General features: G+C 39.1%; 18 protein-coding genes and 1 pseudogene. 12 read left to right on the top strand and 7 right to left on the bottom strand.

The window, feature by feature from the left end:
- The first annotated feature begins 6 nt into the window (after window positions 1-6).
- Window positions 7-1230 (top strand): acetate/propionate family kinase, encoded by a 1224-nt coding sequence (locus ACLFKQ_RS11655; RefSeq protein WP_448999973.1) that lies wholly within the window; start codon window positions 7-9, stop codon window positions 1228-1230.
- A gap of 452 nt (window positions 1231-1682) precedes the next feature.
- Here ACLFKQ_RS11655 and ACLFKQ_RS11660 read toward each other — a convergent pair whose 3' ends face one another.
- On the bottom strand, window positions 1683-3257 hold the full coding sequence (locus ACLFKQ_RS11660) for a polysaccharide lyase (protein WP_448999974.1): 1575 nt from the start codon (window positions 3255-3257) through the stop codon (window positions 1683-1685).
- A gap of 747 nt (window positions 3258-4004) precedes the next feature.
- Here ACLFKQ_RS11660 and ACLFKQ_RS11665 point away from each other — a divergent pair.
- Complete coding sequence (locus tag ACLFKQ_RS11665) at window positions 4005-4214, top strand: hypothetical protein (protein WP_448999975.1); 210 nt, start codon at window positions 4005-4007, stop codon at window positions 4212-4214.
- A gap of 4 nt (window positions 4215-4218) precedes the next feature.
- Here ACLFKQ_RS11665 and uvrC read toward each other — a convergent pair whose 3' ends face one another.
- Window positions 4219-6114, bottom strand: a complete 1896-nt coding sequence (gene uvrC, locus ACLFKQ_RS11670; protein WP_448999976.1) for an excinuclease ABC subunit UvrC — start codon at window positions 6112-6114, stop codon at window positions 4219-4221.
- A 270-nt stretch (window positions 6115-6384) separates the two neighbouring features.
- On the opposite strand from uvrC, the gene ACLFKQ_RS11675 reads away from it, so the two are divergent.
- The 4 genes from ACLFKQ_RS11675 (at window position 6385) to ACLFKQ_RS11690 (ending at window position 9517) form a co-directional block, all read left to right on the top strand.
- A complete protein-coding gene (locus ACLFKQ_RS11675) occupies window positions 6385-7242 on the top strand; it encodes a M23 family metallopeptidase (protein ID WP_448999977.1) in 858 nt (285 codons plus the stop codon).
- Between the two features lie 364 nt (window positions 7243-7606).
- Window positions 7607-8152, top strand: a complete 546-nt coding sequence (locus tag ACLFKQ_RS11680; RefSeq protein ID WP_448999978.1) for a late competence development ComFB family protein — start codon at window positions 7607-7609, stop codon at window positions 8150-8152.
- Between the two features lie 115 nt (window positions 8153-8267).
- Window positions 8268-8927: a sigma-70 family RNA polymerase sigma factor gene (locus ACLFKQ_RS11685; protein ID WP_448999979.1), complete on the top strand. Its 660-nt coding sequence runs from the start codon at window positions 8268-8270 to the stop codon at window positions 8925-8927.
- Between the two features lie 86 nt (window positions 8928-9013).
- A complete protein-coding gene (locus tag ACLFKQ_RS11690) occupies window positions 9014-9517 on the top strand; it encodes an anti-sigma factor family protein (protein WP_448999980.1) in 504 nt (167 codons plus the stop codon).
- Window positions 9518-9582: 65 nt separating this feature from the next.
- Here the strand turns inward: ACLFKQ_RS11690 and ACLFKQ_RS11695 are convergent, their stop codons facing one another.
- Window positions 9583-10269, bottom strand: a complete 687-nt coding sequence (locus ACLFKQ_RS11695) for a hypothetical protein (protein WP_448999981.1) — start codon at window positions 10267-10269, stop codon at window positions 9583-9585.
- A 534-nt stretch (window positions 10270-10803) separates the two neighbouring features.
- Between ACLFKQ_RS11695 and ACLFKQ_RS11700 the strand changes: the two genes are divergently transcribed.
- Window positions 10804-11226, top strand: a complete 423-nt coding sequence (locus ACLFKQ_RS11700) for a BlaI/MecI/CopY family transcriptional regulator (RefSeq protein WP_448999982.1) — start codon at window positions 10804-10806, stop codon at window positions 11224-11226.
- Window position 11227: 1 nt separating this feature from the next.
- The gene (locus ACLFKQ_RS11705; protein WP_448999983.1) at window positions 11228-12070 is read left to right on the top strand and encodes a M56 family metallopeptidase; all 843 of its coding nucleotides are present in this window, start codon (window positions 11228-11230) and stop codon (window positions 12068-12070) included.
- Between the two features lie 318 nt (window positions 12071-12388).
- Here the strand turns inward: ACLFKQ_RS11705 and ACLFKQ_RS11710 are convergent, their stop codons facing one another.
- Together ACLFKQ_RS11710 and ACLFKQ_RS11715 are read right to left on the bottom strand one after the other, a co-directional pair.
- Window positions 12389-12556 (bottom strand): hypothetical protein, encoded by a 168-nt coding sequence (locus ACLFKQ_RS11710; RefSeq protein ID WP_448999984.1) that lies wholly within the window; start codon window positions 12554-12556, stop codon window positions 12389-12391.
- A 92-nt stretch (window positions 12557-12648) separates the two neighbouring features.
- The gene (locus ACLFKQ_RS11715) at window positions 12649-12930 is read right to left on the bottom strand and encodes a hypothetical protein (RefSeq protein ID WP_448999985.1); all 282 of its coding nucleotides are present in this window, start codon (window positions 12928-12930) and stop codon (window positions 12649-12651) included.
- A gap of 539 nt (window positions 12931-13469) precedes the next feature.
- Between ACLFKQ_RS11715 and ACLFKQ_RS11720 the strand changes: the two genes are divergently transcribed.
- The 4 genes and pseudogenes from ACLFKQ_RS11720 to ACLFKQ_RS11735 form a co-directional block, all read left to right on the top strand.
- Complete coding sequence (locus ACLFKQ_RS11720; RefSeq protein WP_448999986.1) at window positions 13470-13745, top strand: hypothetical protein; 276 nt, start codon at window positions 13470-13472, stop codon at window positions 13743-13745.
- Window positions 13746-14103: 358 nt separating this feature from the next.
- The gene (locus ACLFKQ_RS11725; RefSeq protein WP_448999987.1) at window positions 14104-16248 is read left to right on the top strand and encodes a peptidase domain-containing ABC transporter; all 2145 of its coding nucleotides are present in this window, start codon (window positions 14104-14106) and stop codon (window positions 16246-16248) included.
- Between the two features lie 165 nt (window positions 16249-16413).
- Window positions 16414-16719: a hypothetical protein gene (locus tag ACLFKQ_RS11730; protein WP_448998985.1), complete on the top strand. Its 306-nt coding sequence runs from the start codon at window positions 16414-16416 to the stop codon at window positions 16717-16719.
- A gap of 296 nt (window positions 16720-17015) precedes the next feature.
- Window positions 17016-17696, top strand: a pseudogene (locus tag ACLFKQ_RS11735) (IS1 family transposase); the annotation flags it as partial.
- Between the two features lie 615 nt (window positions 17697-18311).
- Here the strand turns inward: ACLFKQ_RS11735 and treY are convergent.
- Both treY and treZ read right to left on the bottom strand, forming a co-directional pair.
- On the bottom strand, window positions 18312-21077 hold the full coding sequence (treY, locus tag ACLFKQ_RS11740) for a malto-oligosyltrehalose synthase (protein ID WP_448999988.1): 2766 nt from the start codon (window positions 21075-21077) through the stop codon (window positions 18312-18314).
- Window positions 21078-21336: 259 nt separating this feature from the next.
- Window positions 21337-23157, bottom strand: a complete 1821-nt coding sequence (treZ, locus tag ACLFKQ_RS11745; RefSeq protein ID WP_448999989.1) for a malto-oligosyltrehalose trehalohydrolase — start codon at window positions 23155-23157, stop codon at window positions 21337-21339.
- Between the last annotated feature and the right edge of the window lie 175 nt (window positions 23158-23332).

Genomic DNA, 23332 nt, shown 5'->3' on the forward strand with positions numbered 1-23332 from the left:
AGATTTATGTATATTTTAGTCCTCAACGCTGGTTCGAGCAGTCAAAAAAGTTGCCTTTATCAAATAGGAAAAGAATTACCCCAACAACTTCCCGAGGCTTTGTGGGAAGCGCACATAGATTGGACGATTGCTTCAGACTTCGGTAGTTTAACCGTTAAAAGTAATAACCTCAAACAACAAATTAAAATAGCCAATCGCGATCGCGCCTTAGAGATGATGCTCGATACTCTCGTTGACGGAGAAACTAAAGTTATAGACCAACTAGAGCAGATCGCTCTAGTCGGACATCGCATAGTCCATGGAGGGGCGAAATATTCCCAACCTACTATAATTACTCCTGAAGTCAAAGCTGCGATCGCCGAACTAATTCCCCTCGCGCCCAACCACAACCCCGCTCACCTCGAAGGCATTGAAGCGATCTCTAACATTCTGCCCGATGTAACCCAGATCGCTGTATTCGACACTGCCTTTCACAGTCAAATTCCCCAATCTGCCAAAGTTTATCCCCTACCTTATGAATGGTACGAACGGGGTATTCAGCGTTATGGTTTTCATGGCATCAGCCATCAATACTGCGCCACCAAAACGGCTCAACTTCTCGATAAACCGTTAGATTCTCTAAAAATTATTACCTGTCATTTAGGAAATGGCTGTTCTCTAGCTGCAATTAAAAATGGCATCTGTATCGATACCACGATGGGTTTTTCTCCTCTAGAAGGCTTGATGATGGGTACGCGCTGCGGTTCGATCGATCCCCAAATCTTACTATTTCTGATGCGCGAATACAATTTAGATGCAGACGAGTTAAATAAATTATTAAATAAAGAGTCTGGTTTATTAGGTGTTTCGGGAATATCTGCCGACATGAGGACAATTTTAGCCGCCAGTGCCGAGGGTAAACAGCGAGCGCAGTTAGCCTTCGATATTTATATCCATCGCCTCAGTAGTAGTATTGGGGCAATGATGGCATCTCTGGGAGGGCTAGATACTTTAGTATTTACTGCAGGTGTGGGGGAAAATGCAGCCAAAGTAAGAGAAAAAACCTGCGATCGATTCGCTTTTTTGGGTTTGCAACTCGATCCCGATAAAAATAATGCTCATCCTACTAATGAAGATATCGCTACCCCAGATTCTCAAGTTAGGGTATTGGTCGTTCATACTGAAGAAGATTGGGCGATTGCGAAGCTAGCCAAAGGCATCGCATCACAATGTTGGCAGTTGCAGCAATAGAAAATCGAATTAGATTAATAAAAGTTTATTTAGCGCGATCGAAATATCGGCAAAGGCTGGAGAAGCAAGTGTTTTACTAGTAAATTCTTGAATTCGCTCGTAAGTATTGTTACTGGGTTGAGTGTGAACTATCAGTTTTTGACTGAGACAAAACTTATTTTTTCAAGGAAAATCTCCAGAACAAGTTCTGGAGATGATGATGCCTTCATAGTATTTTTGAGCTTCATCCCTCTTCTGAGTTAAAAACCTTACCCGACTTGGAAGGTTTTTACATTGTGAGAAATAGAGGATGAGAAATACAGGTATTGCCCCGTGAGCCTTCAATTCTTGATGCTACTGTACTGAATGACATTTTTCCTAAAATTTTCAATCCGGGTCAAATCCAATCATAGACTTTTAGGCAAACTTTCAGACAAATCTATGGATTAGCTCATCTCTGTTTTCTTAGCAGACTATAAACCTACATCAGCAGCATTAGTCGAAACAACAAAGTCATCAAAGTATGCATTAACATCACGTTCTGGCCACCAGTCGCTGCCTGAGCCACCATGAAAAGTGCTGAAAAATAGGTTATCGATGCCCTGATTATTAGTTACAAATTTGAGATTGTCCCTGGAAAGTACTTGCTCTTTATCCATCCAAACGTCTATTTCTCCATTAGACTGATTGCCGTCATTAATTTTTACTCTTTGAATTAGGTTATGCCATTTACCTCGCGCAAAATATTTATCACTGCCGTCGCTTCCTTTAAGTAAAATGTCTTCTCCATATGCTCCTGGTTTATCCATGTGATATAAATACAGAACAGCTTTTCCATTTTCTCTCCACATATACCGTGAAGTAAATCCATTATTGCCATTACAACTATTGCCTCCGGCGCAAAGACCATCGGCACCCAATCCTGGTAGTTTTCCTCCACTATACTTGGAACCATCAAAATCAAAATCTTTATCGAACTTGACCCAATAAGAAAGAAAGTATTCCTTTTGACTGGGAATTTGCCATTCTGCACCCACATTCGATTGAGCGTTTGAGGGATAGGTAATTTTTAAGGATTTATCGCCAGAGTGAGCATCTTCATTGGTAATCATAGAGTATTTATCCATATACATTGACCACTTTGCATCCCAATCTTGTCTTTGTACGTCAGTGCTATAGATCGTATTATTAGCATGCTGTTCAAATCCTACTGAGATGGCGTTGGAACTAAGTGGAGATAGAGAGGAATTTGATGAAGGCGGTTTTTGTTTAATGGTAGGAGATTTAGAAGTATTATTTTCTAATTCTCGATCGTTGATTTGAATATTACTAATTTTGGGAGATGGATTTAAAGTATTGAATCCAAAGTACTGCTCTTCTCCAGGATCTAGATCTTGATTGTTAGGAAAATCAATTACATATTCATATTTTCCATTCTTGAAAGTTTCAGTGACAATGTTTCCCAGCCAAATATCAGTAGGTTTCTCTCTAATTGGGGCATCAGATTGAAACTTTATTTCCCAATCCGATATTGTAGTATCTCCAAGATTTTTTAAATCTAAATGAATAGTGGATCCACTATTACCCCTCCATGGTTGGACTCGCAAATTAGTATCTAAATTGAAAGCGGTTTGTTTATAGAGCTGTTTATTTACTGAGTTAGTATGCTTGTTGAAACTAACTGGAGATGGAGAATTTATTTGAATATTACTAATTTTGGGAGATGGATTTAAAGTATTGAATCCAAAGTACTGCTCTTCTCCAGGATCTAGATCTTGATTGTTAGGAAAATCAATTACATATTCATATTTTCCATTCTTGAAAGTTTCAGTGACAATGTTTCCCAGCCAAATATCAGTAGGTTTCTCTCTAATTGGGGCATCAGATTGAAACTTTATTTCCCAATCCGATATTGTAGTATCTCCAAGATTTTTTAAATCTAAATGAATAGTGGATCCACTATTACCCCTCCATGGTTGGACTCGCAAATTAGTATCTAAATTGAAAGCGGTTTGTTTATAGAGCTGTTTATTTACTGAGTTCATCATTAAATACCTTTGTATTAAAAAACAATTAAACAAATAAAATAAATAAAATTATTTGCTTAATTAAATAGTGTTCGCGTTCATATAAACTTTATAAAAAAAACTATGACTTCTAAGTGTGATTGCAATCAATAGTAGTTGTGATTTTCGCCAAAGATTCAGGCGATGGACTTAATTAATAGACAAGTCCAATATTTCTTGTTTTGAACTCAATATGTAGTAAAATAAAGATAATTAGTTTTACCGAACTTAAATTATTAAATTGACAAAAAACTAGAGGAAAAAATTAATAAGAATATAAAAATTAAATTTTTTATTTATATTAAATTAAAGAGTCGATTGAATAGTAAAAAACTAAAATATAGTTCGATTACTGGAGGCTCTAAAATAGAAAAAATTGAATTTTCTGATGAAGTAACAAAAAACAGTTTATGCTGACTGACAGGCATAAGTTGATGAAAAGCAGAAATAGCGTAAAAAGTGGACAACAAGCATAAGACAAAGTTGCTTAAAATTGAGCTCGGATTCATGAGAGATCGTACACATCTCGAGCCTCAATTCTGACAATACAGTCACGACCTGTTAATCGCTATGAATTCGGTAAGCTTATTTAAGCGAATTAACCGAGTGACAAGTTCGTTTTAAGACTAAAGGTAGACGATTTTTTTAAAAAAGCTATCTATATTAAACAATGTTTTTCAATCTAGTTTTCAAGTTTATTTAAAGTAAAAATTCAGAAGGATGATACTCATGTTTAATATAGGCGATCGCGTCTTACAAAAAAAAACTGGTAACATAGGTGAAGTTATTGGGCACGGACACGAATTAATTGGTGAATGTTATCAACCAACAATTAAAGTTTTATTTTTAGAACCAACAGGTAAGAAAACAGTTATTGAAGATATACCTACGGAATGGAAGCCTGTTAGTAACCAGCAAACAAAATTAGCCAAAAATTAGTGCTTTAACTGCTAGGATGAAAATAATTATAAATTTCTCGAGCCAAACTCCGTCCGATACCGGGCACTTCAGTTAACTTTTCTACTGAAGCCTTGCGGATATAGTCAATTGAATGGAAATACGCCAGTAATTGTTTCTGGCGTTGAAAACCCAATCCTGAAATTTCTTCCAAGCACGATCGCCTGCTATTTTTTAATCTTTGTTGGCGATGAAAACTAACCGCAAAACGGTGCGACTCATCTCTAACTCGTCTAAGTAACTGTACTCCTGGCTGTTCTGGATCGGTATCTAAAGGAAAAGATTCATCCGGCAAAAAAATTTCTTCTTTCTTTTTTGCCAAGCTAACTACTTTTACCCTTTCTAAAAGATTCATCTCCCGCAACACGGCAACTACTGCCGATAGCTGTCCCTTGCCACCGTCGATCATGACTAAGTCAGGAAAATCGCGATCGCTTTCAGTCTCTGATAGAGAAAGAGCGGCTATTGGTTGCTTATATTTACGAAAGCGACGACGTATTACTTCAGCCATGCTGGTAAAATCATCAGAATGTCCGATAGTTACAGTAGGGTTTTTAATTTTGTAGTGACGATAGTGCTGTTTAGCTGGTACCCCATCGACAAATACTACTTGAGAAGCAACAGCATTCGAACCCTGAAGGTGGGAAATATCATAACCTTCAATGCGTTTGGGTAGTTCTGGTAAATCTAAAATATCGGCTAAGTCTTGTAAAGCCCGAGTGTTGCGATCGCTCGTCCGTCGAGTTCGTTCTAGTTCGTAATTGGCATTACGTTCCACCATTTCAATCAGTTCGGCTTTAGTCTGTCTTTGAGGAACTACCAAACTGACTTTTCTTCCCTTGCGATCGCTCAACCATTCGCTCAACATTTCTGCTTCTGGTAAGTCGTGCTGCACCATAACTTCGGTAGGAATTTCGATTGGTTCGACGGTAGAGTAATGTTCTTCTAACACTCGTTGTAAAATTGCTCCAACGCTACCAGATTGAGCATCGGCAAAAAAACCCAAGCGTCCCACCAAGCGTCCGGCACGAATTTGAAATAATTGAATGCAGCAGTGTCTGTCATCTGCAGCTAGGGCGATGGCATCGCGAGAGAGAGTATCATCAGGTAAAGATACTTTTTGGTCGGCGTTGAGACTGTATAAAGCTTTAATTTGGTCGCGTAATTTGGCGGCTTGCTCGAACTTGAGCTTTTCTACCGCCTGTTCCATTTGGGTTTGCAGAATACTAACCAATTCATTTGTTCTTCCTTGGAAGACCATCACTACTTTTTGGATGATTTTTTTATATTCTTCCGGTGAGATTAACGACTGACACACCCCAGGACAGCGACCTACATCGTAATTCAAACAAGGACGGTCTTTAAACAGAGGAGTGGGACGCTGGCGCAGCGGAAATACTCGCTTGATGATATGTAGGGTATAACGTAACAAACCAGTATCTACATAGGGACCATAATAGCGATCGCGTTCATTTTTAGCCCGACGCTTACGAGTGATGAAAATGCGCGGATAATCTTCCGACCAAGTAACACAGACATAGGGATATTTTTTATCGTCTTTTAACAGCACGTTGTAGTAAGGCTGATGCTGTTTGATTAGGTTGGCTTCTAAAGCTAAAGCTTCGGCTTCGGTGTCGGTAACGATAAAATCAATTTCGCTTACCTGACGGACCATCATGGCGATCCTATCGCTCAATTTTTGCGAGTCGCGGAAATAGGAACGAATGCGCGATCGCAATTTTTTAGATTTGCCAATATAGAGAATATCATCGTTACTGCCCCGCATAAAATATACTCCAGGTTCTGCTGGAATTTCTTGGAGACGGTTTTCTAAAAGCTCGGGTTGTTTTAGTAAAAATCTAGTTTCTGTCGCTGCGCTCATCAAAAGTACTTACATTTATTCCCTATCTATGATGATAGAGAACTTTCAGTCGCAGAGGTTGTAGAAATTCCCTAAAGAAATAAGTTTTAATTCAGAACTATTGACCAACAGTCAGAGATGACTGCAAACTAACTTAAATTATCTATTTACCATTCATTCGACGCTGATAAAATTAGCATCGGACCGATGGAACTCATGTCTAATTTTTGCAATCTGTGCTAGTAAAGAAGACACTTGATGACTTAAATATCGGCACAGAAAGATCGGCTCATGCTAAACCTGTCTAAAAATATTTTTACTTGGACGGCAACAACATTTTTGTTAGCAACTCCTACCTATGCGCGAGCTTTAGAAGTAGATTTATCGCCGAGCGCTCCGCAAATCGGGGATACTATTTCAGTATTAATAACTCCAGATGATAGTTCTAGTAAGCCACCAACAGTAAGTTTGGAGCAAAAAAATTATCCTGTTTTTCAACTCGGCGATCGCTATAGAGCTTTCATTCCAACTTCTCCTCTAGACGAACCAGGCAAAATGACCATTCGCATTAAAGGCGAAGAAACAACTAGAAATATTGGAGTCTGGTTGAAAAATCGGATTTTTCCCACTCAACATATTTGGTTGAGTGGCAGAGCTTCAAGACCAGCTACTCCTACCGAACTAGAAAGAGTAGCAGCATTTAAAAATTTGGTTACACCTCAAAAGTTCTGGAACGGTATTTTTGTTCGACCGAGTGCGGCTCAAGTTTCTACCATTTTTGGCGTGCGTCGTTACTACAATGGCGAATTCGCTCATGATTACTACCATAAAGGTGTTGACTATGCTGGCAGTAGCGGTTCGATAGTAGTCTCTCCCGCCGCAGGAAAAGTTAGGCTCATCGGCAAAGAAAGCGAAGACTTTCACGTACATGGCAATACCATTGGTATCGATCACGGTCAGGGTGTATTAAGTATATTAATGCATTTACAAGATATTTATGTACGAGAAGGAGATTTGCTTCAGCCGGGACAAAAAATTGGTACTATTGGTTCTTCGGGAGCATCCACCGGTCCCCATCTCCACTGGGGATTATACGTTAATGGGGTAGCTGTCGATCCCGTTCCTTGGAGATTTACGGAAATTAACTAAGTAAAGTCAGAGATTACTCCACCGTGCGGACTGGAAGGGCGCAACTGCGCCGAGTCGTTTATTTGTAGCTCACATGATTAAGCTTAAGGCAAATTGAAGACTCGAACGATAATTGTTTGAGTAAACAAGCACGTCCTCCATCCTACAAAAGTGTTTAATCTTTTATTAAGATAAACCCTCTAAAATAAGCATATAATTTAGAGTAAAAATAAATAGGAGTGCACTGCTGAGGAAAGTTGCAATTTCCCTATCGCACTTAAGTTTTGAGCCAGCAGATATTTTATCTCGCTACCTTTTCGATTTCTGAAAATAAAGATTAAGATGGGTCGAGAAAGTAATAATCTAGGGAAGTATTTAAACAGATATGGGAATTAAATCAATCGTAGAACAAGCTCTGCAAGACGGCTATTTAACTCCAACTATGGAAGCAGAAGTTGGAGGTATTTGTGATGCGGCAGCCGAATTATCTGTAGAAGAATATATGGCATTAGACAAACTCATGGGTGCCCTTCTGACAGGAGAAGTAGTGGCAGTTCCTCGCAAACAGTTTATCAATGTTATGGAGGAGTTAGTTCTCAGCGAAGCTATTACTCGTATCGCCGAAATCGAGCAAACTAGCGATAGTTCCCTTGATGTTGGAGATATTGCTGCCTATGCACTCAACCGTTTACCACCTCTATATGCCACCACAGAAGAAGGGGCGAACTATCAGCGTCAAAGAGCCAGACAAGAGTTACAAGCACTCATCCAAGACCAGGTCAGAGAGGCAATTTCTCGTTACTTAGACCGACCAAAATTTTTCCCCGAACGACAAGCTCTCAGTGCTAAAAATGATTCGACTATAGCTACCCAGTTGAGCAGTCTTTTAAAGGACTATGCTCCTAGCTACGAAGCACAATCAAAATTGTAAAGTTTAAATATGCTCGAGATATTATTTTAAGTATTATCTGGAGGGAGCGAGGAACTTTTTCTCCAGCTATTTAGTCTAAAGGTTGAGAAATCATATATTGCTTTTAATTAAGTTTATGAGTCAATCTCTTCCTATATCATGGTCAAGAGTTGAGGTGAGCGAAACTAACAACTTAGTGACTCCCACAAAACTCTCTAACTACGATCTAATCGTTCGCTGCCAAGAAGGTTCTCAACCAGACAGAGTGGCATTCGCCGAATTATTGCGAAGATATCAATCCCATTTAAATCGTTTGTTTTATCACTTAGCTCCTGACTGGGAAGAAAGAGCAGATTTAGTTCAAGAGGTATGGATTCGCGTTTATCGCAATATCAATCGCCTACAGGAACCCGCTAAGTTTAGGGGATGGCTCAGCCGTATTGCTACCAATCTTTTTTATGATGAACTACGCAAACGCAAAAGAGTAGCTACACCTCTATCTCTGGATGCGCCACGCCAAATGAAAGACGGTGAAATAAGTTGGGAATTGCCTGCTGATACTCCAGGTCCCGATGAAAATCTAGCTACCAAAGAATTTTACGAACATTTGCATTTGGCAATCTCCGAACTCCCACCAACCTTTCGTACTACTATAGTATTGCGAGAGATTGAAGGTTTAGCTTATGAAGAAATAGCAGAAATAACTGGCGTATCTTTAGGAACGGTAAAATCCAGAATTGCCAGAGCTAGATTAAAACTCCAGACAGTATTGCAAAACTACATAGATGGAGAGTAAATTGGTAAATAACCCCAGCAACCATGGTTGTTTTTCTACAGTATTGAAATTAATTTGACCTAATAACGTGTAACGGTGATGCCACAATGACATCGGATTTTGACAGCGATCGCATTTACGATTCGGACGAAAAAACTGGCAACGGCGAGTTGGATTGCTTTGAGTTATTAAGTGCTTATTTAGATAATGAACTAACTCCAACAGAACGCAACCAAGTGCAGCATCTTTTGGATAACGAACCTCAAGTTAAGAAAATGTACGGGCAATTATTGCACTTACATTCGCAAATGCAGAATTTAACCGCACCTCCTAGCAAGTTATCATTTGACGACTTATCGCTTCAAGTGTACGAAAAACTCGACCGCACTCAAAGACGTAAAAAGATTGCGGTTTGGGGTGGAGGCGCGATCGCTGCAGCCTTAATTGCTGCTCTATCTGGCTTAGTTCCTGGAACTAATTCACCAGCGTGGAGACTGGTTAAATCTCCCAAACCAGAAACCTTTGCCGATCCGATTATGCTAGCAGTAGCGGTCGATAAACCAGCGGTCAAGATCCCTAAAGCTGCCGTGGCTACTCCACGAGACGAGTAATTTGACGGTTGTCCAGGCAGCAGGCAGTAGACAGGATTGAAAAACTAGAAAACATCAAAACGATACTAGTTAGATGTGAATTGAGCTTGACAATTGTCACTTGTTTTAAGCGATGCATTGAAAAGTTTTTGCCAGTCATTTAACATGGGATGAAGCTTACTGCGATCTAGAGTACAAACTTTCCAGTTAGTTGATTCGGAATTATCTCTATTGTTATTGGTGTCTAAACTGTTTTCTCCATTATTTAACCAGGGAATACTTTCTGTAAAAGCTGGCTGAAAGCGATCTCCAGGGGTTGAGTCTATGACAGAAGACTGTATTTCTGGCTCGAAGACAATCTCATCATCATTGTGCATTACTGAAGAATAGTGTCCATTAGCATCAATCCCAACAAAGTAAATAGTTTTGCCATCAATAGCTTGAAAAACTTTGCCACCAAATACGGCTGTGGCTGGCAGTATTAAAAGTTCTTGAGGATTGGTTCTAGATTGTCTTAAATAAAAGAACTCCTCGTCAGTCTGACAAATGCCAATACAAAAACTTTGGGTTTCAAACGCATATACTTTGGAATACCCAGTTGCCAATTGCGAACAAACTGGTTGTTGTTGAGCTAGTAGTTTTGTCTGTTGATTTTTTAAGGTCGAAATTTCTCTCGAATTGAGGTTGGATGCGATCGCTTTTACTGACTGTAATTTCAATGTAGCAAAAGTAGATGCTAAAATTAATGCCGTTCCCAGCCACCAATTACTCATAGTAGTACGAATAAAAAATAAAATGTATTGACTTAAATTTGGTCGAACACTAAAAATCTAGTAAATTTTTTGAAAAAATACTAAGTCACAACTATCGAGCATCAGTACAATCCTCTAGTAAATTTTTTGAAAAAATACTAAGTCACAACTATCGAGCATCAGTACAATCCTCTAGTAAATGCCAGCATTGTTTAGTTAGGCTTCCCTAGAAGTTATTTGAGAAGTCTAATTTGCTACTAAAGTTAAGTTCTCTAAATCCCTTATTTTTTTTAAAGCGGGGGGCAAGCTCGACAAACAAAATATAATACCAATTTTATCGTTTAGAAAATCTTCAGACATCCTGTTAATTGCCTCTCATACATCAGATAGCATGTAAGATAATTAATTTAGATTTTGCTTTAGAAAACCTTAGCCTCCAAAAGCCCGGGAGCAATTTTTATTTAAAATTATCTTATTACTGAAGAGTAAAAACTTAGAGAACATCTTGACGAGGTAAAATAAATAAGATTTTTGTCAACACTTACGAAATCATTGATGCCTCCTCTACCTCACTACAGACCCAAAAAGCTGTCTCTAGGTCCGTTAGAAACAGAAATTCTGCAAATAGTTTGGCAGTTAAAAATCGTAACGGTCAAGGACGTTCACGACCGAATTTTAACCGATCCCAACCGCGAATTAGCATATACTTCCGTAACCACTGTATTGCGTCGCTTAACTACCAAAGGCTGGCTCAAATGCTGCAAAAAAGGACGAGCTTTTACCTGGCAAGCTCTCATTTCTCGCGAACAAGCCCAAGCTATAAAATCTTATGAGAAGCTCAATGGTTTTTTAGAAGTCAGCAATCCCGATCTAGTTGCTTCTTTTGCCGACAGTTTGGATACGGCAAGCTTGGAACAAATTGAAAAAATTGCTGCTCGCCTAAAAGCGATTCGTCGTCAGAGAGAGGAGGAAAAATAGAATGCACTCGCTCGGCATCGTGATGATATTAGCAATAGTTTGGCAGTTGAGACAGCTAAAAGTTCCGCTCACGGCAAGTTGGCGGGATCGCTGGCAACGCTGTTTATTTTTATTGCTATTTCCTCCATTACTGCTTTTAAGCACGGCTATGGCGATCGTTTGTATGGGCTTTCGTGGGGCAATGTTTGGTGTTGAAGCTAGTTGGTTGGGTTATGTAGTGTCTTGGAGCTTTTTAATTTTTGCAAGCTATTGGTTGCTAAAGCTAGCCTACTCAGGCATTCGCTCTCTACGAGAGCTTAACACTTATCGACAGCAAAGGGTTGCGGATAGAACGGTACGTTTTCTAGCAGTTGATTTTCCCTATAGCGCGCAAGTTGGTTTTTGGAATTCAGAATTGGTTATCAGTGAAGGATTATTAGCAGCTTTAGATGCAGAACATTTAGCCGCCGTCTTCGCTCATGAAGAAGCTCATGTCTACTATCGCGATACATTTTGGTTTTTCTGGTTTGGTTGGTTGCGTTCTGTTACTAGTTGGCTACCTCATACAGAATTGTTATGGCAAGAACTATTATTACTCAGAGAAATGAGGGCCGACCGTCAAGCAGCAGAAAGAACAAATTCGTTATTATTAGCTGAATCTCTTTTAAAGGTAGTCAAAGCACCTCTAGAATCGCCTCAAATGCTCTCAGCACACTTTAGCTATCCCGTAAATCGCGATCGCCTGGAAATGAGAATTGATTTTCTGTTATCAGAAACTGACTCGATCCCCGAAACTAATTGGCTGAGTTGGAGTTGGCTACTTTTATTGGTATTACCATTTTTGACTATTCCGCTTCACAGCTAACAGCATAGAAAAATTGAAGTTGGTAATTTAGGGTATATTTTTAGGTAATGCGCTCGCCAATTATAATCAACACGACTCCCAATGCTGGATTTTCAGCTCACCCCAAGTAGGGTCATCGAGAATAAGAGTTTCTTGAGAAGACCCCCAAGTAGTCTCATCGTTGAGTTTAAATTTCTCCCCATGTTTTCGAGGAAGACCCTTACCTGAGTAGGGTGGCGGTTCTCACCACAGACAGTAATTGGGTCGCAACCGCATAATTTTGTCGGCAGGGATATCGGCAGTTTGGTTGACAAAGGAAGCATTACCGTACTAACTATCCTAAGCACTCACTGGACGCACTTTCAGGATTTGGCAAACCTTTCGTAGTTGAAAGGCTCCTCGACTCAGAGGTGTTTCAAAGCTAGTTATATGGTCATGACACAGAGGTAATGCCCAGCTTCCTTGGTCTTCTGGTATCCAAGCCAGGGTGCTGTAACCTTGTCCCAAGGTAACTGGCTTGCTGCCTCCTCCAATCAGTTGCTTACAGTGTTCGTAGGTACGTACGATCTTTTAACGTGAAGGCTTCGGGTCTTGACCAGTCAGTATGGTCTCCTTAACAAGATTCTTCGAAGAATCTTGTCCTGCGGAATTTGCTCGATATACAGTTTCTTCAGGTTGGGTTTTTGGGGTCGACTGTCATCAATGGCTTCATAGATACTTGACCATTGACGGCGAAACACTGGACTTAGGGAAAGTTCGGCAAATGAAGAGATACTTCTGGTCAATAGCACTGCATCCATCAATTCAAAGACAGCATCTTTGGCTTTACCCATTGCTTCGTATGCCGATTGACGAAATTCTTTTAATCGTTCAAGATTCATGGGGGAGAAGATGATTCGTTTTAGTCAACTTTTATCTTCTCCCTTTTTGCTTGCTTAGCTATCTCTTCTTTTGGATTTAGTCTAAACTCCAGTTTATAAGCTACGAATACGTCGCGATTTTGGTTCAGCTATTCGACAAAACGATACGGAAGTCATATCAAGGTGCGTGGTAGCAGACGGTCTATACGGTCAGGCAAAATTTAAAGGATTTTAGCAATTGTCTTTTCCGAAAGTGACGGAAGAGGAGTAGAATTAGTCCAACATTAAAATGTAACTTTTTATTTCTATATTCATCATTTATGCATATTAGATAATTTTATAAAACAATTGACAAAATACTACTAATCTAATAATTTAAAAATTGAACAAAATCAAAAAATATGTGACGTTATGCAGTGAAACGAAACTTTAACGAAAAGTTAATAGTTTCAAAATTTAATTTTGCACAGAAAACTAAAGGTTTGGAACCTGTGACGCATAACAAACGCACAACATCAGTTACATATAGTCTTGTTTTTTTTTAAGAAGGAGTTTAACTCATGTCGAATCAACCAGTAAATAAAGATCGATTCACCTCGTTGGCTGACGAACTTGAATTTGAAGATTTGGAGTTTTTATCAGATAGGCAAGCTGAATTGGTGTCTGGTGGAGTTGGACACATACCCGTCGTACCCGTACCCGTACCCATACCCATTATCAAATTTCCGGATTTAGATAAAAAGTCGAAAAAACCTGAAAAGAGGAAAACAGTGGTAAAAAAAAGACAAACAAAAGTAAAAAGCAAGAAAAAAACTCACGCAAAAAAACGTCATTAATTTTTTACTAATGAAAGTAGAAAATAGTTGGCACGTTAACCTTGCTAAAAAGCTCGTACTCAAGACATCCTACCTAGTCGAAAATTGTTTGCTATAAATGCGCTCTATCTAATTAGTAAATTTAATATTTCACTTAATGTAAATTAGAGCGTTAAAAACTTAAAAATTTAATTTACAGTGGTTTGCATGACTAACAGATATAGAAATAATCTAATTCTTTTAGAGTGTTCTTAATTGGGTGTCTCACATTGAAATGCAAACTACATGCAAACCGCTTTTTTATCCATTTTTATTTAGCTTATAAACTTGAGCTTAATAGATAAAAAATTTAATTTGAATAGTTTGAGCGTTCGCCAAATTGAAATATTTCAACATACTTCAGCATAGCGAAGAAGACTGCGGTGCAGCTTGCCTAGCTATTATAGCTAAATACTATGGTCGCACCCTTGCTCTAAGCCGTACTCGGGAAGTGGTAGGTACTGGTTCGCACGGAACTACTCTGCTAGGACTGCGACGCGGAGCAGAAGCTCTAGGCTTTAATGCCAGGCAGGTTAAAGCTGCATCAGAATTAATCGCTCGTTTAAATCGAGTTCCATTACCTGCCATTATTCACTGGAAAGAAAACCATTGGGTAGTACTTTACGAGCAGCGGCGTAATAAATACGTGATTGCCGACCCAGCAGTAGGAGTACGTTATCTTAAGCGTCAAGAGCTTCTTAAAAACTGGAGTAATGGTGTAATGCTACTCCTCAAGCCGAATGAAGAATGTTTTTATGACCAACCTAACGACAAAATTGATGGATTTAGTCGCTTTTTAAAGCGAGTCTGGCCTCATCGTTTCATTTTGATAGAAGCAACCGCTATCAATATTACTATTGGTCTGCTGAGCTTGACTATGCCAGTAATGATGCAGCTCCTCACCGACACTGTGCTGGTGCGAGGTGATATCCAGCTTCTGACCACCGTCATAATTGCCGTAGTAATTATGAATTTGTTTCGTAATATCATGAGTCTGGTTCAGTCGCACTTGGTAGGCTATTTTGCCGAACGGTTGCAACTAGGTTTGCTGTTCGACTACGGCTATAAGTTGCTGCGGTTGCCCATATCTTACTTCGATGTTCATCGTAGTGGGGAAGTAATAAGTCGCATTACCGACGTACAGCACGTAAATGCTCTAGTAGAGGAAATTGTGCTAGAGCTGCCCGGCCAGTTTTTTATTGCACTCGTTTCCCTAGGACTGATGCTGCTCTATAACTGGGTACTTACTCTAGCTTCAATCCTAGCTTTTGTAGTGGTTATTGGTATAAATTTATTGTTTCTCCCTGTTTTGCGCCGTAAAAGCCGCCAGTTGATTCTGGAAGATTCAGAGAATCAAGGCTTTTTAGTAGAAACCTTTCGAGGAGCGATGGTGTTGAAAACTACTCAGGCTACGCCTCAAGCCTGGGATGAATATCAGCATAATTTTAGTCGCCTTGCTAACCTCAACTGGGGACTTTTAAAACTGCAAGTTTGCAGTAGCACTCTAACAGAGATTCTGTTCGATTTCACTAGTATCGGTCTACTGTGGCTGGGGAGCCTATTTGTGATTAATGGCAATTTTAGCATTGGTCAATTGATAGCTTTTAACGGCATGAGCGGTAATTTTTTGGGCTTTTTAAGTTTTGCAGTAAGTCTGACAGATGAATTTATTATGGCTCAGGTAACGATTCGGCGCCTCTCAGAAGTGCTGGATGCTACTCCTGAAGATGAATACAGGGAAAAAAAACCTTGGGTGCAGCTATGCAACAATGCCGATATTGTCTGCAAAAATCTCAATTTTCACCATGCTGGTCGGGTGAATTTGCTTCAAAATTTTAACCTGACCATTCCTGGAGGGCAGATAACTGCATTGGTCGGTCAGTCGGGATGCGGTAAGAGTACTTTGGCAAAGCTCCTGACAGGATTATATCCACTCAAGTCAGGTAATATTAGCTTTGGTCCCTATAATCAGCTCGATCTCTCGCTAGAGTGTTTGCGGCAACAGGTCGTACTGGTTACTCAAGAATCGCACTTTTGGAGTCGTTCGATTTTAGACAATTTTCGATTTTCGTTTCCTGGGATTGACTTCGAGCAGGTTGTAACAGCCTGTCAAGTAACAATGGCGGATGAGTTTATACGGGAACTACCTAATAAATATCAAACGGTGCTGGGAGAGTTTGGAGCCAACCTTTCTAGCGGACAGAGACAACGTCTGGCGATCGCTCGCGCTATCGTTACTAATCCCCCTATACTAATTCTAGATGAGTCTACTGGTGTTCTCGATCCACTTCTGGAAGCGAAGTTATTAGATAAGTTACTATTATACCGTCAGAACAAGACGACGATTCTTATTAGTCATAGACCTCGGGTTATTTTGAGATCTGACTGGATTTTGTTCTTAGATCGAGGTGAGGTGAAAGTAGAGGGCTCTCCTGTTGAATTGGCACAAATTACTGGGGATCATTTAAGTTTTTTGATTCCCTAGCTACGGGTGAACGAAAAAAGATGTGGGGAAAGAAAACCATGTTAGCGTAAACAATACGATAACTAAACCCCTACCCTAGTTTTATGTGGTGATTATGCCTATAATACCAATTTTCAAAAATAATGAGAGACTTGGTAAAATAACAAAAAGATAAAATGCTAGCGAATGTCTGGAGTACCTAAAATAGAAATAGCCGAATCAGTAGAAGAGTTAAAGTTACTGATGAAGCGGCAAAAAACGGGATTAGGATATGCTAAAGTACAAAGCCTATATCTGCTAAAAATTAAGGTAGTAGAAAATGTCAATTATTTAGCAGTAATTATAGGTAGAGGAGAGTCAACGATTCATCGCTGGTTACAATTGTATAAAACAGGAGGATTATCTTTACTCCTAGAAGAACCACTAAAAACAGGAAGACCAAAAAAAACTAGAGATAGAAACAGTAGCCAAGCTTCAAAAAGAGTTATCTGACCCCGAAGGTTTTAACAGTTATCAAGAAGTACAACGCAGCGCGTATGCGCAGCTCGTCGTCTAACGACGACTAGGACAGCAAAGCTGTCCGCGCTGTTTAGTTGTGAAGATATTGAAATAAGTTATGCAACTATACATCGAGTCGTTCGATATGAATTACAAAGTAAACTCAAAGTTACTCGACCCAGACATGAGAAACAACAACCAGGAGTAATTGAAGTATTCAAAGCTCATTTACCTGATAGGCGTTGCATAATTAAAAGTCGAGTATGAATTAGCGAAAAATCATGCAATAATGTAAATCGGAACACATCAGAAAGAATGGAAAAAACAGACAAGGAAAACAAAATTATATTTGTGTCAATTGCGATCGCCAGTTCATTACTGATTACGAAACCAGTCGTGGCGATTCAGAAGAGACTAAGGGTGAATGCTTAAAAATGTATGTTAACGGCATGGGTTTTAGAGCCATAGAAAGAGTCAAAGGAGTCCACCATACCACCATCATTACTGGGGTCAGAGAAGTTGGAAGATTACTTGCAGATGCTTATGAGCCAGAAACAATTCCACAAGTAGGAGAATTAGATGAATTGGAAACCTTTGTTGGTCAGAAAAAAACCAGATTTGGCTCTGGACAGCAGTAGATCACTTCAGACCAGGAATTTTAGGGTGGGTTTTGGGCGATCGCAGTTCCGAAACTTTTGAACCACTCTGGGAGATTGTCCAAAAATGGCAGTGTTATTTCTATGTTACCGATGGCTGGAAAGTATATCCTGGTTTTATTCCCGACGGCGACCAAATAATTTGTAAAACTTATATGACCAGAGTTGAAGGAGAAAACACCAGGCTGAGACATTATTTAGCTCGATTACACCGCAAAACGCTTTGTTATTCAAACATCAGTTGAGATGCTCAAGCATTCAATCCGACAGCTAATTCACTATCTCAGATTTTTCGATGTTCCTGTTCCTTATTGATTCATGTCTTAATTCAGCAATGCCATTTTTCTCAATGCCATGATGAGAAATAATCAAACCTGGCAACCTCAAATCGTTTAGTTCAATTATCACGATCGCTTTAGTTTTTTCCTGCTCGCAGTAAGTTATGACTGTGACAAGCGATTCTTCTTACTTAATTTGGTTACTAGCGATCGCACCATAAGACAAATTAAACTTGACATTTAAGACAATCGCTTTTACCCGTCACGCGGTCGCTAATTGAATTCCAGTGCCTGCTTTGACTTCGTAAAATCCAGCGCGTGGGAGTTACCGTTGGTCAATTTTTAATTGACAAAACAATAGGTTTGGGTTGCAAGATTTTTTTATTGTATTGTCTCTCGTCTAATTAGCGTTCGCCAAACTCATTTATTACTTACTGTTAAGTTTGATGCTTTATCCCTAACCAACCATTCAATCTAGTACACCTTGGCGAAAGTTGAGTATCCATTTTCTCTTCCCGTCTCCCTGTCTCACTGTCTCCCAATCCCTATAAACAATGGGTAGGGAATTTACGCCACACTCTACTAGACACCTTACTGCGGCGATCGCCCCTGGTTTTTAATCTTAAATTTTATTTGCTAAAGTTCATTATTGTTATCCAATTAACAAACCGACGGGGAAGTTGTTTAATATTTCTCCAACGGAAGGATTTTCGTGGGATATTGTCTGAGCGTCGATCGGGTTATACCAATCTTTATAAGATAAATTCAAACGGGTATCTTGCCAAACTTCTTCACCGAGGGGAAGTTGTTTCGGTTTAACTACACTAGTTAAAAAGCGAGGAGCAACTGCAATGATAGTTTTTCCGTTATAGTTTCTAGCAAAGGCGATTATGTGGTCTCGATATTTCCCCATAACTTCAATACCTACATAGTCACCATTTTGGAAAATATCTAGATGTTCTCTTCTAATAGATAACAACTGATGGGTAAGAAATAGCTTGATTTTACCATTGGCTTTAGTAGCAATTAACTTTTTACATAACTCGAGAATATTTTCGTCTCTTATGTCTTTAATTCCAGCTAAAAAGGCAACTCTTTTTTGATAGTCTACAGGACGGCGATTATCGGGATCTACTAAACTTAAGTCCCATAATTCCGTACCTTGGTATAAATCTGGAACCCCTGGTGCGGTGTTTTTAATTAAAACTTGAGTGAGAGAATTATAAATGCCATACTCGGCAATTTTTTCTTGAAAAGGGATAAACTTATCCCAGAAACTTTTCGATTTTTTACGATCTAAAACCCGATCGATAAAGTCTAAAAATCCCCGTTCGTATTCTTCGTCGGGGCGTAACCAAGCAGTATGTAATTTAGCTTCTCGGACTGCTTTAAGAATATAGTTTTTAATTCTAGTAGGAAAATCGGTGAGTTCGCGCTCTGAAAATGGAAAAGCACCGATTAAAGTTTGATAAAAGAAATATTCGTCATTATCATCAGGAATGTTACTTTGTTTGTGGGCTTGATTGAGTTCACTCCACTGATTAATCTGAGTTTCCCATGCTTGAGGAATTTCTGAAAGTACGTTCAGTCTTGCCCTAGCATCTTCTCCCCGTTTGGTATCGTGGGTAGAAGTTGTATTCATGCCGTACCGCCAGTTTTGAATTTTATTTTGGTTGAATTGATGGAATAAATCTAAAGAAATACCAAAGTGACCGGGGTTTCCTCCGACTTCATTTAAAGATAGTAAACGGTTATAAACATAAAGTAAAGTATCTTCAACTCCTTTTGCCATCAAAGGACCAGTTAACTGTTGCGATCGCATGACAAAATGCAGCCATTCTTCTCTTTGGCTTTTGCTACGAAAATCTTCGTATTCTAGCAACAATAGTTTTTGAATAAAGTTAATTTCATTAATTAACAAAGGTGCTTTTTTTTGAGCCGCTTTAATTGTTTGTTGAATATATTTTTTATCTGTTTTGCCAATACCTTCAGCATTAATATAAGTTCGATAAACGGGTAAAAGTACTAATACTTCAAATAAAGCCCGTTTCAAACCGTAAAGCGTAAAGTCGCTTCCTTCTCTCGTTTGTATCGAAACTTTTTTTAAAATCTGTGCCAGATTATCGAGATCGCCTGCTAGATTTTTTTCTAGAATCAAGGCTTTTTTTTCATAAACTAAATCGTCATAAGTTGCGGTCGAACCCATAAAACTTCTGTATATTCTACTAAAGTCGCGTTCGTGTGCTTGACAGCATAAGATACCATTTACATAATTAAGAAATTCATACCCGCTCGTGCCTTGAATCGGCCATTCTGGTGGTAAATCTTCAGTTAGCTCGAGAATTTTTTCAACTGTGATATAAACATCACCTAATAGTTGTCTCAGTCTGCTTAGATATTCTTGGGGATTATACAAACCATCTATATGATCGATGCGAACTCCAGTAATTTTGTTGTCGGCAACTAATTGAGCAATTAATTCATGGGTTTTATTGAATACTTTTAGTTCTTCTACCTTAACCGAAATTAATTCGTTAACCGTAAAAAATCGCCGATAGTTGATTTCTTCTGCCCCTACTTTCCAAAAAGATAGACGATAAAATTGTTCTGATAATATATTGTCTAATAAATTAAAGCTTTCGGGATGTCCGAGTTCACCATTAAATATTTCCAGATTACGTTTGATAAATTCTTCAATATCGGGATTTTGCATATAAACTTCCCAAATTAAACTTTTAACAAAGCTTATTTGATTGTAACGTTCTTTACCTTTGGTTTCTTCAGGAATAGTTTTCAATAAGTAAATAATCCCTAAAATTTTGATAAAATCTGGATGCTGACGACCAATTTTTTCAGCTAATTTACCTAAATCATAACTTAAAAAAGTTAGATAAGAATCAATTTTTAGAGGTAATTTAAAGTCATAATAACCAATCCACAATCCAGTTTCATCATAATTAAGCTTAATTTCGCCTCTTTCTAAACAACTACCATAAAAATCTCCCAATAAAGGAGTGAGTACCCGTCCCTTCATTTCTTCATAAGGTTGACTCCAGTTAATATCAAAAAAATTAAAAAATTCCGAATCGATCCCATTTTCTAGAACATCAATTAACCATAAATTTTGACTATCATATGCCATATGGTTGGGGACGATATCTTGCAACCATCCTATCTGGCGCACTTGCAGTTCTTGAATTAATTGATTGAAATCTTCTTGGGTTCCTAGTTCGGGATTGATCGTTGTCGGATCGACTACATCATAACCATGACTACTACCTTCTCTAGCTTTAAAAATTGGTGAAGCATAGAGATCGGATATACCTAAATCTGCTAAATAATCAATAATTTCTCTGGCGCGATCGAAATTAAATTCGGAATTAAATTGAATTCTATATGTAGCTATAGGAATACGCATGATTCTAGTTTAGAGATTGGGTATTGAAGGCAAATTATGTAGCAGTTATCGAGGATCCGAGATATGCTTCAGTAGAGACAGACAACAGTAATAAGCAATAGGCAAAGAAAGAAATAAGGGTTTTTAAAATAGTTTTAGATTTGTATTTGGCGAACTCAGGAAATGCTCCGCTCTAAAAAGCCGAAGCTCTTACTAATTGGAGAACTACTATAGATTTTTTTCATTTTATAAAATAACCCAAACCCCAGGTTTCAAAAAATTATTGTTGATAGATGGCTATACTCTGAGGCTGAATTATTAATTCCGAGTTTAGCTCGATCGCCTGTGGTAAAGAAGTACCATCACCCATCCATTTAGCTTCGCTAGAGTCAAGGAGTTTTTGCCATTTTCCCTGGGGAATATTATTTGTAAAACTAACTGCTTCATCGGCAAAGTTTAAAATACTGAAAATTTGACTACGATCTTGCCAACGATGTAATAGTATCAGGCGATCGCTTTCTATTGCTGTTGCGCTTAAGTTCTGTTTATCTAATTTTTTCAAGGCAGAAATAGTGCGCCGCAGTAAAATTAACTGTCGGTAAAACTGCCATAAAACTTGATGTTTGCCCGTACTTTTTTTCTCCCAGTCTAGTTTTGATGAATTAAATGCTTTTCTACTTTGGGGATCGACATATTCTCCTTCAATGTGAAAGTCGGCAAATTCGGCTTTTCTCCCTTCCCGTACCGCAGCGACTAAATCGGGATCGCTGTGACTGACAAAATAGAGAAAAGGAGCATTCTCGCCATATTCTTCTCCCATAAATAATAAAGGAATATAGGGAGAAATCATTAACGCTCCTACCGCTAATTTTAAAGTTTCAAACTTAACTAAGCTAGCCAAACGCTCTCCTAACATTCGATTGCCCACCTGATCGTGGTTTTGGATACAAACGACAAATTGCCAACCGGGGCGATTGCTAGCATCGCTACCATGATAGCGTTTGCGAAATGGGGAATACTGCCAGTCATAAACAAAAGTCTTTTTATAGGCTTTGGCTAATTGTTCGCAGCTACCAAAATCTTGATAGTAGCCAACTAATTCTTTAGTAAGTAAAGTGCGAACGCTATGATGAAAATCGTCGCTCCATTGAGCATCAACCCCAAAACCTCCTAATTCTCTAGGACGAATTACTCGTACGTCATTGAGATCGCTTTCGGCAATGAGATAAAATTTTCTACCCACTCGTTGCGATAATTCTTCTACCCTTTCCGCCATCTCTTGCAGAATATGTTTGGCACCAAGATCGTAAATAGCATGAATGGCATCTAACCTTAGTGCGTCAATGTGATAATTCTCAAACCAATGTAGGGCATTTTCGATCGCAAAATTACGTACCCCGTCGCTGTAGGCATCGTCAAAATTAATCGCGCTGCCCCAAGGTGTGCGATAGGTTTCGGTAAAATAAGGACCGTAACAGGCAGTATAGTTACCTTCGGGTCCGAAATGATTGTAAACTACATCTAAAATTACGGCGATGCCCTGTTGGTGAGCTTTGTTAATTAATTGCTTGAAGTCTTCTGGTCTGCCGTAAGAATTTTGTACGGCAAAGGGATATACTCCATCGTAACCCCAATTGCGATCGCCTGGAAATTGGGAAACTGGCATAATTTCGATCGCGTTTACGCCCAACTCCAACAACTCTGGCAAACGAGGGATAATCGCGGTGAAAGTACCTTCTTCTGTAAATGTACCTACATGCAACTCGTAAATAATCATCTCGTCGAGAGGAACCCCAGACCACCCAGTATCTTGCCAATTCATTTGGCTGTGGTCGATTACTTCCGATGCTCGATGAACTCCCTGGGGTTGAAAATGGGCAGCGGGATCGGGGCGAGTAGTTCCGTCCTCGAGTTGATAATAGTAAAGCGTACCTGGTTCGATCCCTTCGGCTTTAACCTGCCAGTAACCCCGTTCTAACTCTACCATCGGGAGCAATTTTTCTTGGGGGGCGACGATCTTGACCGCTATTTGTTTTGCCAAAGGTGCCCACAGGGTAAATTCACTAACACCATTACCGAGATAACGAGAACCAATTTTCATATTTGTCAAGCAACTGTATAGTAATTGGGTAACTTAGAAATCAAGTGGCTTAATTTGGTTGATTTCAGTTTAATTAGTTAATCTTAGTGCCGTCCCTCTGTTGTTTTACCATTATTATTCTGCTTTTGCTTCTATCCAAAGAAGGGTTCGCTTATAGAGTTCGACAGCTAATTCC

The sequence above is a fragment of the Myxosarcina sp. GI1(2024) genome, from assembly GCF_053543375.1.

Coding starts and splice junctions, on each gene's coding strand:
- ACLFKQ_RS11730 (WP_448998985.1), top strand. CDS start 16,414: ATGTCTGGAGTACCTAAAATAGAAATAGCCGAATCAGTAGAAGAGTTA.
- ACLFKQ_RS11655 (WP_448999973.1), top strand. CDS start 7: ATGTATATTTTAGTCCTCAACGCTGGTTCGAGCAGTCAAAAAAGTTGC.
- ACLFKQ_RS11715 (WP_448999985.1), bottom strand. CDS start 12,930: ATGAATCTTGAACGATTAAAAGAATTTCGTCAATCGGCATACGAAGCA.
- uvrC (WP_448999976.1), bottom strand. CDS start 6,114: ATGAGCGCAGCGACAGAAACTAGATTTTTACTAAAACAACCCGAGCTT.
- ACLFKQ_RS11700 (WP_448999982.1), top strand. CDS start 10,804: ATGCCTCCTCTACCTCACTACAGACCCAAAAAGCTGTCTCTAGGTCCG.
- ACLFKQ_RS11675 (WP_448999977.1), top strand. CDS start 6,385: ATGCTAAACCTGTCTAAAAATATTTTTACTTGGACGGCAACAACATTT.
- ACLFKQ_RS11695 (WP_448999981.1), bottom strand. CDS start 10,269: ATGAGTAATTGGTGGCTGGGAACGGCATTAATTTTAGCATCTACTTTT.
- ACLFKQ_RS11680 (WP_448999978.1), top strand. CDS start 7,607: ATGGGAATTAAATCAATCGTAGAACAAGCTCTGCAAGACGGCTATTTA.
- ACLFKQ_RS11705 (WP_448999983.1), top strand. CDS start 11,228: ATGCACTCGCTCGGCATCGTGATGATATTAGCAATAGTTTGGCAGTTG.
- ACLFKQ_RS11690 (WP_448999980.1), top strand. CDS start 9,014: ATGACATCGGATTTTGACAGCGATCGCATTTACGATTCGGACGAAAAA.
- treZ (WP_448999989.1), bottom strand. CDS start 23,157: ATGAAAATTGGTTCTCGTTATCTCGGTAATGGTGTTAGTGAATTTACC.
- ACLFKQ_RS11720 (WP_448999986.1), top strand. CDS start 13,470: ATGTCGAATCAACCAGTAAATAAAGATCGATTCACCTCGTTGGCTGAC.
- ACLFKQ_RS11685 (WP_448999979.1), top strand. CDS start 8,268: ATGAGTCAATCTCTTCCTATATCATGGTCAAGAGTTGAGGTGAGCGAA.
- ACLFKQ_RS11665 (WP_448999975.1), top strand. CDS start 4,005: ATGTTTAATATAGGCGATCGCGTCTTACAAAAAAAAACTGGTAACATA.
- treY (WP_448999988.1), bottom strand. CDS start 21,077: ATGCGTATTCCTATAGCTACATATAGAATTCAATTTAATTCCGAATTT.
- ACLFKQ_RS11660 (WP_448999974.1), bottom strand. CDS start 3,257: ATGATGAACTCAGTAAATAAACAGCTCTATAAACAAACCGCTTTCAAT.